Annotated in this window: 14 protein-coding genes; 10 read left to right on the top strand and 4 right to left on the bottom strand. The window is 67.4% G+C overall.

Annotated features, from left to right (window positions below):
• The first annotated feature begins 88 nt into the window (after window positions 1–88).
• The 4 genes from ACFVUS_RS02160 (at window position 89) to ACFVUS_RS02145 (ending at window position 4,458) form a co-directional block, all read left to right on the top strand.
• Window positions 89–1,330, top strand: a complete 1,242-nt coding sequence (locus ACFVUS_RS02160) for a GNAT family N-acetyltransferase (protein WP_387761306.1) — start codon at window positions 89–91, stop codon at window positions 1,328–1,330.
• Window positions 1,331–1,397: 67 nt separating this feature from the next.
• Complete coding sequence (locus ACFVUS_RS02155; protein ID WP_387761305.1) at window positions 1,398–2,552, top strand: glycosyltransferase family 4 protein; 1,155 nt, start codon at window positions 1,398–1,400, stop codon at window positions 2,550–2,552.
• A 30-nt stretch (window positions 2,553–2,582) separates the two neighbouring features.
• A complete protein-coding gene (locus tag ACFVUS_RS02150; RefSeq protein WP_387761304.1) occupies window positions 2,583–3,575 on the top strand; it encodes an NAD-dependent epimerase/dehydratase family protein in 993 nt (330 codons plus the stop codon).
• 4 nt (window positions 3,576–3,579) lie between these two features.
• Complete coding sequence (locus tag ACFVUS_RS02145; RefSeq protein WP_387761303.1) at window positions 3,580–4,458, top strand: polysaccharide lyase; 879 nt, start codon at window positions 3,580–3,582, stop codon at window positions 4,456–4,458.
• A 40-nt stretch (window positions 4,459–4,498) separates the two neighbouring features.
• On the opposite strand, the gene ACFVUS_RS02140 is transcribed toward ACFVUS_RS02145, so the two are convergent.
• Window positions 4,499–5,884, bottom strand: a complete 1,386-nt coding sequence (locus ACFVUS_RS02140; protein ID WP_387761301.1) for a sugar transferase — start codon at window positions 5,882–5,884, stop codon at window positions 4,499–4,501.
• Between the two features lie 503 nt (window positions 5,885–6,387).
• On the opposite strand from ACFVUS_RS02140, the gene ACFVUS_RS02135 reads away from it, so the two are divergent.
• Genes ACFVUS_RS02135 through ACFVUS_RS02120 form a run of 4 tightly spaced genes read left to right on the top strand, consistent with a single transcriptional unit; the run spans window position 6,388 to window position 10,071 of the window.
• Window positions 6,388–7,620, top strand: a complete 1,233-nt coding sequence (locus ACFVUS_RS02135; protein ID WP_387761300.1) for a methyltransferase domain-containing protein — start codon at window positions 6,388–6,390, stop codon at window positions 7,618–7,620.
• On the top strand, window positions 7,617–8,399 hold the full coding sequence (locus ACFVUS_RS02130) for a glucose-1-phosphate cytidylyltransferase (protein WP_387761299.1): 783 nt from the start codon (window positions 7,617–7,619) through the stop codon (window positions 8,397–8,399). Before ACFVUS_RS02135 ends, ACFVUS_RS02130 begins: the two co-directional genes overlap by 4 nt.
• Window positions 8,396–9,046 carry a PIG-L deacetylase family protein gene (locus tag ACFVUS_RS02125; protein WP_387761297.1) on the top strand — a complete coding sequence of 217 codons (651 nt, stop codon included), beginning with the start codon at window positions 8,396–8,398 and terminating at the stop codon, window positions 9,044–9,046. The genes ACFVUS_RS02130 and ACFVUS_RS02125 overlap by 4 nt, the downstream gene beginning before the upstream one ends.
• Before the next feature lie 2 nt (window positions 9,047–9,048).
• Window positions 9,049–10,071 (top strand): NAD-dependent epimerase/dehydratase family protein, encoded by a 1,023-nt coding sequence (locus ACFVUS_RS02120; RefSeq protein ID WP_387765355.1) that lies wholly within the window; start codon window positions 9,049–9,051, stop codon window positions 10,069–10,071.
• Between the two features lie 6 nt (window positions 10,072–10,077).
• Here the strand turns inward: ACFVUS_RS02120 and rfbC are convergent, their stop codons facing one another.
• Window positions 10,078–10,635, bottom strand: coding sequence for a dTDP-4-dehydrorhamnose 3,5-epimerase (rfbC, locus tag ACFVUS_RS02115; RefSeq protein ID WP_387761296.1), 558 nt, complete (start codon window positions 10,633–10,635; stop codon window positions 10,078–10,080).
• A gap of 14 nt (window positions 10,636–10,649) precedes the next feature.
• Here rfbC and ACFVUS_RS02110 point away from each other — a divergent pair, with 14 nt between their 5' ends.
• Window positions 10,650–11,744 (top strand): class I SAM-dependent methyltransferase, encoded by a 1,095-nt coding sequence (locus tag ACFVUS_RS02110; protein WP_387761294.1) that lies wholly within the window; start codon window positions 10,650–10,652, stop codon window positions 11,742–11,744.
• A gap of 75 nt (window positions 11,745–11,819) precedes the next feature.
• Window positions 11,820–12,446 (top strand): MspA family porin, encoded by a 627-nt coding sequence (locus ACFVUS_RS02105; RefSeq protein ID WP_387761292.1) that lies wholly within the window; start codon window positions 11,820–11,822, stop codon window positions 12,444–12,446.
• Window positions 12,447–12,468: 22 nt separating this feature from the next.
• Here ACFVUS_RS02105 and ACFVUS_RS02100 read toward each other — a convergent pair whose 3' ends face one another.
• The gene (locus tag ACFVUS_RS02100) at window positions 12,469–13,305 is read right to left on the bottom strand and encodes a glycosyltransferase family 2 protein (RefSeq protein ID WP_387761290.1); all 837 of its coding nucleotides are present in this window, start codon (window positions 13,303–13,305) and stop codon (window positions 12,469–12,471) included.
• A gap of 26 nt (window positions 13,306–13,331) precedes the next feature.
• Window positions 13,332–14,546: a polysaccharide pyruvyl transferase family protein gene (locus ACFVUS_RS02095; RefSeq protein ID WP_387761289.1), complete on the bottom strand. Its 1,215-nt coding sequence runs from the start codon at window positions 14,544–14,546 to the stop codon at window positions 13,332–13,334.
• Between the last annotated feature and the right edge of the window lie 64 nt (window positions 14,547–14,610).

Below are 14,610 nucleotides of genomic sequence, written 5' to 3'. Positions count from 1 at the left end.
CCCAATTAGCCACACCCACAACCGCTTTGCAACTCTTGGCACACAGCTACGCAGCGGTGCGCAGCGGATTTCCGGTAACGTCGGGCGCATGCCGCAACGCCCCGCGGTCACCGGGTCCGCCCACCGCCGAATCGAGCTCGGACCGGTGCTCGTCGCCGGACATCAGGTCGCCCTGCGCGAGACTCGGCTATCGGATTTCGGGCCGTGGCGCGAACTCCGCGCGCGGGACCGCGAACTCATCGAACCGTTCTGGACCACCTCGGCGCTGAGCTGGGAGCAGCGGCATTCCCGGGCCTGGTGGGTGCGGGAATTCCTGCGCCAGCGCCGGGCGCGGTCGGCCGGTGCCGCGGTGCAATTGAGCGTGCTGGTGGACGGCGAGTTCGCCGGGCAGTGCACGCTCGCACCCATCGATCGCGCCAATCATGCCGCCGAACTGGGTATTTGGCTGGACTCGCGGCGGGCCGGGCACGGGGTCGGGACGGTGGCGGGGGCGCTCATCACCGATCACGGTTTCGGCGATCTGGGACTGCACCGAATCACCGCGCCGGTGTGCGTGGGCAACCATCCCGCACGCCGGTCCGCGATCCGGGGTGGGATGTCGCTCGAGGCCACCATGGCGCGCGCCATGAGCGTGGGCGGACGGCCCCGCGATCATGAGCTGTGGGCGGTCACCACGGATAGGGCACCAACCGGCGGGTATGTGACCGCACTCATATCCACCGGTGTTGCCGCCGAACGTGTTTCACCCCGAACCGGATCGATGCGGGCCCGCCTCGCCGATCATGGGCGCACCCTCGCGCTGGCCTCGCCGACCATCCTGCTCATCGCCGCCCGGTACCACCTCGGCGCGCGATTGCGCCGCAACACCGTCGACGGCCCCGCGCTACCGGATGCCCTGTACACCCACGACAGCGCCGATCAGCGCATCTCGCTGCGGAAACACCAGTCCCGCCTGCCATCTCGCCGCGGACCGCGCATTCGCTACGAGGTGACCGCGGCGGGCCGTCCCATCGGCAATCTCATCGTCGACACCGCGGGCGCGCACCCCCGGCTCACCCTCGAACTCGATCCGGATCCCGCACACACCAAGGCCGCCGCGGCCGGGCTGGCCCTGCTGCTCGATTACGCCCGCGATGAGCTGTCCCTGGATCGGATGGAGGCGCTGGTCGATCCGGCCGCGACCCATCTGCCCGGTATCGCCGCGGCCGCCGGATTCGGGCGCGAGGGCATTCTCATCGGAGCCCGGCTCGGCCCGGACGGGCGTTTCCACAATGTCGAACTCTGGGCCGCGATCACCGAGAATCAGTCGCGCACAAGCGCTCCCGGGTAGGTAGAGTGCCGCGTAGCCCAGGTCTGCGGGGGACGGCTGTGGCGGTGACGCATCGAGGGAGCACACGTTGGGCCTGAACGTTGTCATGATCGCGACCTATCCGTTCGAACCCGGAAAGATCGTGGGCGGGATCGAATCGGTGACGAGCACCCTGGTGCCGGCGCTGGCGGCCCGGGACGAGATCGACCGGCTCACCGTGCTGCGCTTCCACACCGGCGAGGTGCCGGTGCACACCCGGCAGGAAGGTCCCAAGGTCGAGATCCGCTATCTGCGCGGACAATCCCGCCTCGGGGTGGCGACGGGCTCGTATCTCGATGTGCGCCAGGCGCGCCGGATCATCGCCGAGCTGAATCCCGATGTGGTGCACGCGCAGGAGATCGGCCTGCGCGGCGATATCGCCACCCAGATCAGCCTGAACACCATTGTCACCGTGCACGGCCTGGTGCATCTGGAGACGAAACTGCAAGCGCGGGCGAGCATCAAGGAGCGGGTGCGCTATCACCTGGTGGCCGCCATGGTGCGCCGGGTGCTGCGCCGGGCGAAGGTCGTCATCTCCATCTCCGACTATGACGCGAAGGCGCTGGCGGGCATGGTGCGCGGTGAGCACATCAGCATTCCCAATCCCACCGCGCCGGAGTTCTTCGCGCTCGCGCCCTCGGCGGTGACCGAACCGCGGCTGCTGTTCGCGGGCGTGCTCTCACCCCGCAAGAATCCGGAGGGTCTGCTGAGCGCGTTCGCCCTTGCGGTGCAGCAGGTTCCGAAGGCCCGGCTCACCATTGTGGGTCCGCAGCCCGATGCCGAGTACGCGCGCGCCATTCGCGCGCACGCCACCGCGCTGGGGCTGGACGACAACCTGGAGTTCACCGGCATGGTCGACAATGACCGGCTGCGCGAGGAGATTTCGACGGCCCGCGCCGTGGTGCTGTTCTCCCAGGAGGAGACCTCGCCCACCATCCTGGCCCAGGCCATGGCCGCCGGGAAGCCGGTGCTGTCCTCCCGGGTCGGCGGTATCCCGGAGATGGTGACCGACGGCGAGAACGGCTTCCTGGTTCCGCCCGACGATGTCACCGCACTGGCCGCGCGCATGGTGGAGCTGCTCGAAAACCAGGAATTGGCACTGGATCTCGGCCATCGTGGCCACCTGATGGCCCTGGAGAAATTCGAACCGGACGCGGTCGCGCGCCGCACGGTCGAAACATATCGCCGGGTCGCCGGGATGTAGAGGACGTCGAGAACGCAACAGGGAGAGACCGTGACCGCATCGCAGCAAGATTTCAACTGGACCGGCGCCACCGTACTGGTGACCGGCGGGGCCGGATTCATCGGATCGCACCTGGTCGAACTGCTCGTCGCCGCCGGGGCGCGGGTGACCGTACTGGACAACTTCAGCTCGGGCAGCCGGGACAACCTGGCGGCCGTGGCAGACGCGATCACCTTGCGGGAGACCGATATCCGGGAATTGGATTGGCCGGCGTACCTCACCGAGCAGCCCGCCGATTTCATTTTCCACCTGGCCGCCAACGCCTATGTGCCGCCCTCGGTGGAGGATCCGGCGTTCGATCTGGAGCTCAACTTCCAGACCACCTTCCGACTACTCGAAGCGCTGCGGACGCTGAAGTGGCCGGGCCGCCTGGTCTTCGCCTCCAGCGCCGCGGTGTACGGCAATTCGGTGCGCATCCCGATCAGCGAGGACGATCCCACCGTGCCGATCTCCCCGTATGGGGTCGGCAAGCTGGCGGCCGAACGCTATCTGGCGGTGTTCGCCAACCTGTACGGGCTGAATATGGCGTCGGTGCGGTTCTTCTCGGCATTCGGGCCGCGTCAGCGCAAACAGGTGGTGTTCGATCTGCTGGCCAAACTGGATCGCGATCACGAGCGCCTGTTCATTCACGGCGACGGCACCCAGGTGCGCGATTTCCTGTTCGTCGGCGATGCCGCGCGCTCGGTGATGATCGTGGCCGCCAATGCCCCGCTGCGCGGTGAGGTCTACAACGTGGGCGCGGGTCGCGAGTACACCATCGATCAGCTGGCGAAATCGCTGTGCTCGATCACCGGACTGCATCCGGACTTCGATTACAGCGGCAGCAACCGGCCCGGTGATCCGGAGCAGTTGGTGGTGGACATCTCTCGCCTCAATGCCATTGGCTACCAGCCGCATACCGACTTCGACCAGGGCTTGACCACGACTGTAGCCTGGTACGAGTCGCTCACCGGCGCGAGTTGGCGCCTCTCAACACAGGAGTAGCTCGTTGCGGTTCGCCCGCGCCCTCGGGATTCTGCTGCTCGCCCTGCTGACCGGCTGCGGAGCGCCCGATGTCACCGTGGTCTCGCCCACCCCCGATGTCACCACCGTCGCCGAACCCTTCCTGGCGGACCGGTTCGTCGGCGATTTCGAGACCGGTAATTTCGATCAGTGGGCGGACTGCCAGAACGTCGCGGTCCGCAGTGAACCGTGCTCCAGCTATCACGATCAGAGTGATCGCATGCGGGTGGAGACCGAGGTGGTGCGGCAGGGCCGCTACGCCGCCAGATTCGAAGTCCACCAGGGCGATACGCCCGGCAGACTGTGCTGCGGTGATCGCGCCGAGGTGAGCGGCGAGGAGGCCACCCGCTCGGATGAGGGCGATGACCGCTGGTATCAGTGGAGCACCCGTTTCGAGCACGGCTTCCCGGCGGACAAGGGCTGGACCGTGCTGTCGCAGTGGCATGCCGATGAGGACGGGCCGCCGCCGCTGGCGGTCGCGTCGGGGCCGACCAATGTGGGCGTGAACCGCTGGGGCGTGGTGATTTCCACCTATGACGCTCCCGGGCATCCGGGCGCGACATACACGCCGTGGAGTACACCGCTGGTCACCGACACCTGGCTCGACATCAAACTGCATGTGCGCTGGTCGACCCGCGATGACGTGGGTTTCATCGAGCTGTGGATCGGCGGGGTGCGGCAGGTGTTCGACGCCGAACCCTGTGCGGGACAGACCCGCTGCATGGTCCGCACGCTCATGCCGCGCGGCGGTGGTACGTACTTCAAACAGGGGTACTACCGCGATCCCACGATCAGCGGCCCCGGCGTGGTGTACCACGACGGTTTCACCGCCGCGAAGAACGAGGCGGCACTCGCGCCACTGTGAGGCAGCACTCGCGCCACTGTGAGGCGGCGCTGCGCTCCCGCTAGAGGGCTTGCCCCCTGGTCACCGCGCCGATGGATTTGGCGATCATCACCAGATCCAGTACCGCGGACCAGTTCTCGACATAGGACAGGTCCAGCCGCATGGCGTCCTCGGGTGTGAGATACGAGCGGCCGCTGACCTGCCAGAGTCCGGTCACGCCGGGTCGCACCAGCAGACCGCGCAGGGTCGCGTCACCCTCCGAATCGGCGTGCAGCCGCAACTGCGGGCGGGGTCCGACAATGCTCATCTCACCGCGCAGCACATTGAGGAACTGCGGCAGCTCGTCGAGCCGGTGACGGCGAATCACCTTGCCCACCGCCGTCATTCGCGGATCCTCACCCGTTCCGAGCAGCGCGTCGATATGCACCCCGGGTTCGGCGTACATACTGCGGAACTTGAGCATGCGGAATGGGCGGCCGTCCCGTCCGATGCGCTCGGACCGATAGAAGACCGGCCCGCGACTGGTGGCCTTGATCGCGATCGCGATACCCAGCAGCATCGGCGCGATGGCGATCAGCACCAGCAGTGCGAAGCAGAAGTCGAAGGCGCTCTTGCGAATCGATGTGGAATGGCCGTATCGCGGTTTGGCCACGTGCAGCACCGGCATATCGGCGACGATGCGATGGGTGAGCCGGGTGCCGGAGATGCCGATCAGACCGGGCGCGACCAGCAGTTCGATACCGTGCTCATCCAATTCCCAGGCCAGGCCGCGGAAGTCGGCGAGGTTCAGCGCATCGGTGACGGTGACCGCCACCGCCTCCGCACCGGTGCCGCGCGCGGCCGCCAGCACCGCGTTCGGACCGCCGACGCCGGTGCACACACCGATGACCTGGTAGCCGCTGTGCGGATCGGCGGCGAAGACGGCCGCCATATCCTGTGCCGCGGCGGGATTGCCGACGATCAGCAGATCGGCGCGGTGCACACCCTGCCGGATCGCCCAGCCCCGCCAGAAGCGCCGACCGGCCAGCAGACCCGCGCCGCCGAGCAGCAGCGCCGCTATCAGATAGGCCCGTGAAAGACCCAGGCCGAGCAGCATGGACGCGATGGCGAGCCCGCCGAAGAGCTTGAGCGATACGGCCACCACATGCCGGTACTCCTCGCTCCCGCTACCGCTCGCGCGCGGTATCCGGGTGCCGGTGAGCGTCAGCACGGTGCTCCACCCGGCCACCAGCAGCACCGATATCGCGGCGTACGGCATACCGATGGGCAGTGCGCGCGGCGCGCAGGCACACTGCGCCAGGATGACGGTGACGGTGAGGATCGCCAGATCGCTCGCACCCACGCGGCGGATGTAATCCGCTTGTCGCCGTTCGCGATCCGAGCGCGGAACCGCTCGGGCGAAACGGGTCGAGCGCACGATGCGACCGGCGGAAATCTCGAAACTCATGAACGAACGCACCTCCCCCACGGGAGAACTGGGTTCCGATCCCCACTGATCAGTTCCACAAACGGGCTGATGCCGGTCCCCGCGTGGCATACCGCTGGGGCCGCCGACTCTTTCGGTGGTAAGAAGCCGAATGTTACACACCCCGCGCAGGCGCGACGGCGAAAACTGCGGGCTACCAATGTTTCCGGAGGATTGCGGTAAGCGTCGCAACCGGTTTCCCGTTTGTTTCCCCCATCCCTCCCCCGATCGCGTAATCGCAGGCCGCGCCATATGGTTTCGAGCACATTAGATACGCGTAACCCTTGAATTGCAAGACTCGCGCGGTAGCCGATCGACTACCGACTTCTGCGAGTCGCAGAAATCCACTTCCCGGATGCCCGGCGGTCACCCGCACACCCGGCGCGGGCGGCCAAACCTGTTGTAACGTAAGGCCGGATCGAGCCGACCACAGTTCAGCCGGCCTTTGCCGCCGGGTCGATCTCGGTGAAAGGTGGGGATTTCGCGTGCACTGCCGTCTGTGCTCTTCCAGCAATTTGGTGAGCGTTCTCGATCTGGGGGCGACACCGCCCTGCGAGAAATTCTTGACCGCCGCGGAGCTGGATCAGCCGGAGCCCACCTATCCGCTGCATCTGCGGGTCTGCGCGGACTGTCTGCTGCTGCAGATCCCGGCGCTCATCACACCGGCCGAGACTTTCACCGAATACGCCTACTACTCTTCGTATTCCGACAGCTGGGTGCGCCATGCCAAGCTGTTCGTCGAGGAGGCCACCCAGCGGCTCGGGCTCACCGGAGAGTCGTTCGTGGTCGAGGTCGCCAGCAATGACGGCTACCTGCTGCAACACGCGGTGGCCGCGGGCATCGGGTGCCTGGGCATCGAACCCTCGGTGAATGTCGGTGCGGCGGCGCGGGAGAAGGGCGTGCCCACCGAAACCGCCTTCCTCGACGAGGAACTCGCAGCCCGGGTGCGGGCCGAACGCGGACCCGCGAATCTCGTTGTGGCCAACAATGTTTATGCGCATATCCCGGACCTGCTGGGTTTCACCCGGTCGCTGCGGGCGCTGCTGGCCGATGACGGCTGGCTCTCCATCGAGGTGCATCACGCGCTGAACCTGGTGGCGCTGGGGCAGTTCGACACCATCTATCACGAACACTTCCAGTACTACACGGTGCTGGCGGCCCAGCGGGCGCTGGCCACCGCGGGGCTCACGGTAGTGGACGTGGAACTGCTTCCCACCCATGGCGGTTCGCTGCGCCTGTGGGCTCGGCCCGACGCGGTCGCCGAACCCGGCCCGCGGGTCGCCGAGGTGCTCGCACTGGAGGCCGAGGCCGGATTGCACGATGTGGCAGGCTATCTCGCGCTGCGCCCGCGCACCGAGACGGTGCGCCAGGAGCTGTTGCGTTTCCTGCTCCAGGCCCGGGCCGACGGTAAGCGCGTGGTCGGCTACGGGGCGCCGGGCAAGGGCAACACCCTGCTCAACTACTGCGGCATCCGACCCGACCTGCTCGCGTACACCGTGGACCGAAACCCGTACAAGCACGGGCGATTCACCCCAGGCACCCGGATTCCCATCCATCCGCCCGAGGTCATCGACACGGACAAGCCCGATGTCGTGCTGGTCCTGCCCTGGAATCTGGAAACCGAGATCACCGCGCAATTGAGCCGGGTGACCGACTGGGGCGGCGAGATCGTGTATCCGCTCCCCACCCTGCATCACGCTGAAAGGCCAGCGAAATGAAGGTTGTACTGTTCTGCGGCGGCTACGGCATGCGCATGCGCAACGGCTCCGAGGACGCCATCCCCAAACCCATGCAGATGGTCGGGCCGCGCCCGCTGATCTGGCATGTGATGCGGTACTACGCGCACTTCGGGCACAAGGACTTCATCCTGTGCCTGGGGTACGGGGCCGCGCACATCAAGAACTTCTTCCTGACCTATCAGGAGTCGGTGTCCAACGACTTCGTGATCCGCGGCGGGAAAGTCGAACTGCTGCAATCCGATATCAGCGACTGGACCATCACCTTCGTGGACACCGGGGTGGAATCGCCGATCGGGGAACGGCTGCGCCGGGTGCGCGATCACCTCGAGGGCGAACGGTACTTCCTGGCCAACTACGCCGATGTGCTCACCGACGCCCCACTGGACAAGGTGATCGGCGACTTCCAGGCGTCCGGGGCCGCGGCGTCGATGATGATCGTGCCGCCGCAGTCCTCGTTCCACTGCGTGGATGTGAACGCCGCGGGCGAGGTCAAGAACATCACCCCGGTCTCGCAGCTGCCGATCTGGGAGAACGGCGGCTACTTCGTGCTCACCCAGGACATCTTCGACCATCTACCGCCCGGCGGGGATCTGGTCGAGGACGCCTGCGGCGCGCTGGCGGCGCAGGGGCGGCTGTACGGGTATCAGCACCACGGCTTCTGGAAGCCCGCGGACACCTTCAAGGAACGCGCGGAACTCGATTCCGGCTACCACTCGGGTGATCGCCCGTGGATGGTGTGGGAGCGGCCCGGCGCATGATCCGACTCGATACCGGGGCCGTCCGGGAGATCGCACTGCTGGCCGCGCACTGCGATGATCTGGCCATCGGGCTCGGCGGCACCCTGCTCACCCTCGCCCAAGCCGTTCCCGGACTGCGCGTTCGGGCACTCGTGCTGACCGGTGCGGGCACCGAGCGCGCCGTCGAGGAGAAGCAGGCGCTCGCCGCGTTCTGCCCGGGCGCCGAGGTGGATCTGCGGATTCTGGATATCCCGGACGGCTACGCGCCCGCGCACTGGGAGCGCGCCAAACGGGCGGTGGCCGAGCTGCGCCGGGACGGCACACCGGATGTGGTGTTCGCACCGCACCGCGGGGACGCGCATCAGGATCACCGGCTGCTGGCCGAACTCGCGCCCACCGAATTCCGGGATCAGCTGGTACTGGGCTACGAGATCCTCAAGTGGGAGACCGATACCCCGCAGCCCTCGATCTTCCATCCGCTGCCCGAGGGCTGCGCGGAGCGCAAGGCCGAGCTGCTGCTCGAACACTATCCCTCGCAACGGGATCGGGACTGGTTCGACGCCCAGTCCTTTCTCGCGCTGACCCGGCTGCGCGGCGTGCAGTGCCGGGCGCGGCACGCGGAGGCATTTCTGCTGGACAAGGCGACCATCACTTTCGGAGGGCAATGAGCATGCGGGTACTCGTCACCGGGCATCAGGGGTATCTGGGGACGGTCATGGTGCCGGAGCTCCAGGCGGCCGGACATGAGGTAACCGGCTTGGACAGCGGCTATTTCGCCGAATGCGTACTCGGCGAAGCGCCCGAGCCGCCGCCCGGGATCGCGGTGGACCTGCGCGATGTGACCGTCGAACAGCTGGCCGGATTCGACGCGGTCGTGCACCTGGCGGCGCTGTCCAACGACCCGCTCGGGGCGCTGGCCCCGCAGATCACCTACGACATCAACCATCACGCCTCGGTGCGGCTGGCCCGGCTGGCCAAGGAGGCCGGGGTGCGGCGGTTCCTCTACGCCTCCACCTGTTCGGTCTACGGCGCGGCCGGGGCCGGACTGGTCACCGAGGACGCGCCACTGCGGCCGCTGACGCCGTACGCCGAATCCAAGGTGCGGGTCGAGGACGATGTGGCGGCCATCGCCGATTCCGGGTTCTCCCCCGTATTCCTGCGCAACGCAACGGCGTTCGGGTTCTCGCCGCGGCTGCGCGCCGATATCGTGCTCAACAATCTGGTCGGCTACGCGGTGCTCACCGGTGAGGTGAAGGTGCTCTCGGACGGCACGCCGTGGCGGCCGCTGGTGCACGCGCAGGATATCGCCCGCGCCTTCGTCACCTGTCTGGCGGCGCCCACGGAAGCCATCCACTGCCGCGCCTACAACGTCGGCACCGAGGCCAATAACCTCACCGTCGCCGAGATCGCGCAGTCGGTGGTCGAGGCGGTGCCCGACTCCAAACTGCTGATCACCGGCGAGAGCGGGGCCGACCCGCGCTCGTACCGGGTCGATTTCTCCTATGCCAGAAAGGAACTCGGCTTCGAGGCGGCCTGGAGCATTCCGGACGGCGCGGCCGAGCTGTACCGCGAATACACCGCGCGGGGTCTGACCAGCGATGCGTTCTTCCAGCGCTTCACCCGCCTGGCGCACCTGACCTCCCTCAAGGAGGCCGGGGTGCTCGATGACGACCTGCGGCGGATCGGGGCCTGAGTGCGACTACATCCCGAAGGCGGTGAGCAGCTCACGCCAGGAGTTCGCGCCCGCGTCGCGATCCGAGACCACCGTGACCGGCTGCGGCCATTCGATCGCCAACTCCGGATCGTCGTAGGCGATGCCGATGTCCTCGGCCGGATCGTGCGGACGGTTGATGCGGTAGCAGACATCGGCGACCGGGCTCAGCGATTGGAAGCCGTGCAGGAAGCCGGGCGGCACGTACAGGTTCCGGAAGTCGTTGTCGTCCAGCAGGAAAGCCTGCTGACGGCCGAAGGTCGGCGAGTTCGGGCGAATGTCCACCAGCACGTCGTGCACCGCGCCGTGCGCGCACCGCACCAGCTTGGCCTCGCCCCGGCCCGCCCGGCCGTGCATACCGCGCACCACGCCGCGGTGCGAGCGCGATTGCGAATCCTGGATGAAGCTCGCCGCGAAACCCGGTCGGTCCAGGTACTCGTCGAACTCCTCGGCGTCGAAGGTGCGGGTGAACAGGCCGCGGCCGTCCCGGAACGGCTCCGGGGTGAGCACCAGCACGTCGGCGAGTTCGGTGGTTTCGATGCGCATCAGGCCATCGTGCCATGAGCGCGGGATCGACGCGGGGATGCCGCGGTTGCGGGGCAGCCGGGTTGGCACGGGTGCTGGATCTGGGCAAAATGCCTGCGGCAGACGACTTTCCAGCGCTGGACGCGCCGACGGCGCATAGTGTCTCCATGCATCCGCTGGCCATGGATCACTGTGCGGAGTGCGGGCTCGCCCAGCTCGCCGAGGATGACACCGTCACCGCCGAACCGCGCGGGGTGGAGCCGCGGGCGCTGCGCGATCAGGCGGCGGCCGCGGTGGCCGGGGTGCAGGCCGCCGGGTGGCTGGCCGGGAACACCGTGCGGGAGTTCGGCAGTCCGCACGGCGGCAGCTGGCTGCCGCTGCTGGAGTCACGGGGTTTCACCGCGACCGAGGCGGCCACCGATGTGGTGATCGACTGCTTCGGCATCATGCACGAACCCGATCAGCGCGCCGCCTTCGCACAGCGGGCGGCCGCGACTGCCGCCGACGGGGTGCTGCTGCTCCAATTCCATACGCTGCGTGCGATTGTCGCGCAGGGTCAGTGGAATGCGCTGCGGCACGGGCATTTCGCGTACTACAGCCTGCGGACCCTGCGACTGCTGCTGGCGGCGGCCGGGATGCGGGTGGCCGCCGTATGGGAGTTCAGTCTCTACGGCGGCACGATTCTCGTCGCCGCCGTGCACGGGACCGACAGCGAGCCGGTGGATTCCGAGGTGGCGCGGATACTCGACGCCGAATCCGCTGTGCTGGAAGCCGATCCGTCGGCCATCCGTGGTCTCCAGCGCGCGGCCGATGATCAAGCCCGCGCCCTGCGCACCTGGCTGGAACGCGAAACCGCCTCCGGTCACCGGGTTTTCGCCTACGGCGCGGCATCTCGGGCGGTAGCGCTGCTGCATCTCGCGGGCGCACACCGGGACCTGCTCACCGCCGTGGCCGATGCCTCGCCCGGTAAGCAGGGCCGCCGCATGCCCGGAACCGATATTCCGATCATCTCCCCCGCCGAACTCGTTGCGGCACAGCCGGATCGGATACTTCTCACCCTGCCCGACCTGCTGCCCGAAGTCAGCGCGCAATGGCCGGAGCTGGAAGGGAGGTGGGTGGTCGACCTGTGATCCGGATGAACAGCCGCTGATGAGGGTCGGCGGCTGAGATGAGAGCAATACCTGATGAGGGAAGTGGGAACATCAATGCAGCGCTCCACACAGCGCGCCATCGCGCGCGCCCTGGCCATCGCGGCCGCGTTCACCGTCGGACTAGCCATGGAGACCAGCACCTCGGTCGCCGGCGTCGACAGCACCAGCTCCATCCTCGACCGCCAGCAGCGCACGGTCGAGGCCATCCAGTCCGATACGCGCATCAACTTCGTGCCGCCGCTGGACGGCAATCCGCTCAGTCGGGAGTGGTTCCACGACGGTAAGGCGGGATTCCATATCAGCGGTCCCAACGCTGACAATTGGAACGGGCACATCACCATCGGCTACCAGGTCGGCTATCCCGCCACCCTGGACGGCAAGATCCGCTTCCAGTGGTGGACCCCCAGCCTCGGGCTGGAGCTGGGCAATGACCCGAAAGTCGATGTCAACAGCCTGATTCCGCAATTGGGCGTGGAATTGGCGGTCGGCTTCGGCCCGGGCATCCAGACCGTCGAGGCCGCCGGTGGCGATATCTCGGGCGCGGACGGCTTCATCCAGATGTCCGGCTTCCACGCCACCGTGACCGGTGTGCTCGGCCAGACCACCATTCGCCCGTGGGTCAAGATCGTCACCAGCAACGGGGACAGCGTGACCACCTACGGTCCGCTCTGGACCATCTGACTCGACCGTCCCGACCGGAACTTCATCGCAGCAGCTCCGGCCGGCGCAGCAGGGCGGCGGCCGCCCGAACCCGCAATCGATCCAGTGCGATGCGGGCCAGACGCAGGTCGCCGCCCAGTATCGTCGCGGGTCCGATCAGCTGGGGATACTCCCGGCGCAGCCGATGCTGGAAGCGCAGCAGCTCACCGAGTTTGGCCGCGGTGGCGATGTCACCGCAGCGGTTGAAGCGCGAGTCCCGCCATGCGGCAAGGCTTTCCGTCATACCGTAGAAATGGCCGAGGGCACTGACCCGGGCCAGCAGGTCCACATCCATGGGCAGCACCAGATCACCGCGGAAACCACCCACCCGGGAGAAATCCCCGCGCCGGAACATGGCCGTGGCGGTGGGCCCGAATTCGGACGGGCCGCGGCGCACGATGCTGCGCATCAGGGTCCGGGAATCGCGCTGCCCCAGCAGATTCGCGAGTCCGAGCCCGTCCCGCTCGACCCGGCCGTCGGCGTCGACCACCTGGAACTTCGAGGCGCACACCGCGATACCGTGATCGCCCATCACATCGAGCTGTTTGTCCAGCGCGCCGGGCAGCAGGATATCGCCCGCGCACACCACCTTCACCAGGCGGCCGGTGGCCAACGAGACCGCCTTGTTCCAGTTCTCGCCCATGGGTAGCGGTTCCCGATTGCGGACCACCCGCACTCTGCTGTCCTTGTGCAGATTCGCCACCCGGAAGGTGTCGTCGGTGCTGGCATTGTCCAGCACGATCACCTCGAAGGCGTTGTCCTGCTCCAGAATCGAAGTCAGCGTGGCGGCCAGTGTGCGTCCGGAGTTCCGGACCGGTACGCAGATCGAGAGGTTGACCATCGTTCCCCCTGAGCTGAGGCGGCGGGTTAACGGATCGGCACCGGCCGTTTCCGCACCAGCCGGGACACTCGGTCCAGGCCCGCGCCAACGGCGTCGATCTGTTCGGTGGCCCGCTGTTGCAGCGTATCGCGCAGTTCGGGCGCGGACTCCCAGAGTTCCCGGACCGCCTGCGGCAGTGCGGATTCGGGGTCGTCCACGCCCAGCCGCACGACCCGCAGGCCGGCGCCGAACATATCAGCCAATCCGAAGAACTTGTCGTCGGAATAGTCCGAAGCCGTTACAGCTACCGCCGGAATGCCCTGCGACAGTGCGAAGACCGCCAGGTGATAGGCGCTGGTGACCAGCACGCGGCAGTGCGACACCTGGCGCGCCGCCTCCTCCGCCGCGCCGGGGCGGGCGACCGTGGCACCGAACCGGACAACCCTGGCCTGCAACACCGCGCTGCGCACCGTGTAGCCGACGCGGTCGTGTTCGGAGTTGCGCAGACACAGACCGAGATCCGCGCCGATCTCCGCGCGCCGCATGCGGTAGGCGAATTCGATGGCGTCGTCACCGGTGACCTCGACGCGATGGGCGGAGACACCGAGCTCGGCCAGCAGCTTCGGACCGCGCACGCCTTCGCGCAGGCCGATGAAATCCGCGCCCGGCAGCACATCGGCCGCGCGGCGCAGCAGCTCCGGATCGCGAATCGGCCCGAGTCCCTGCCCGAGCAGCACATTCGGAATGCCGAGGGCCTGCGCGTATTCCAGCAGATTCAGGGTGCGATGCGCCTGATAGGGATCGGCGTCGGCGATATATCCACCGCCCTGCGCGATCACCAGATCGGCCTCGGCAACCGCCGCCGGGACCGGAGGCAATGGCGGCATCCCGCCGGACGCCTCTCGATCCTTGCCGATGAACGCCTGCGTCTCGGCGCGCAGCCTGCTGCCCACACCGCGCAGCTGCCGCATCGGGGCTTCGGTGGCATCACGCCATTTCAAGGTGGCGGGACCGGTCAGCTTCGCACCGGCCAGCTGTTCCAGCTGTCCGGCGAAACCGCTTCTGCCCCATTGCCATCCGCCACCGGCGTGTACGGGTTCGGCGTCCGGAAGCGCCGTTCGCAGCACTCGCGGTTGCGCGGTGAGCATGCCGATGCGTGCGTGCGGCCAGAGCTCCCGCAACCGATGCACCGTCATGATCATCGTGGCTATGTCACCGCGATTGTGTAACCCATACTCGCCGTTCTCGACCAGTATCTTCAATTCCCCGCACTCGCTCTGCTCGCCCTGCCAAGCACATGAACGGAGCGAATCTATCGTATGTACC

The organism is Nocardia sp. NPDC058058 (assembly GCF_042885355.1).
GTDB lineage: Bacteria > Actinomycetota > Actinomycetes > Mycobacteriales > Mycobacteriaceae > Nocardia.
Note: the sequence above shows the minus strand (reverse complement) of the source record. Positions and strands in the feature narration are given on the sequence as shown.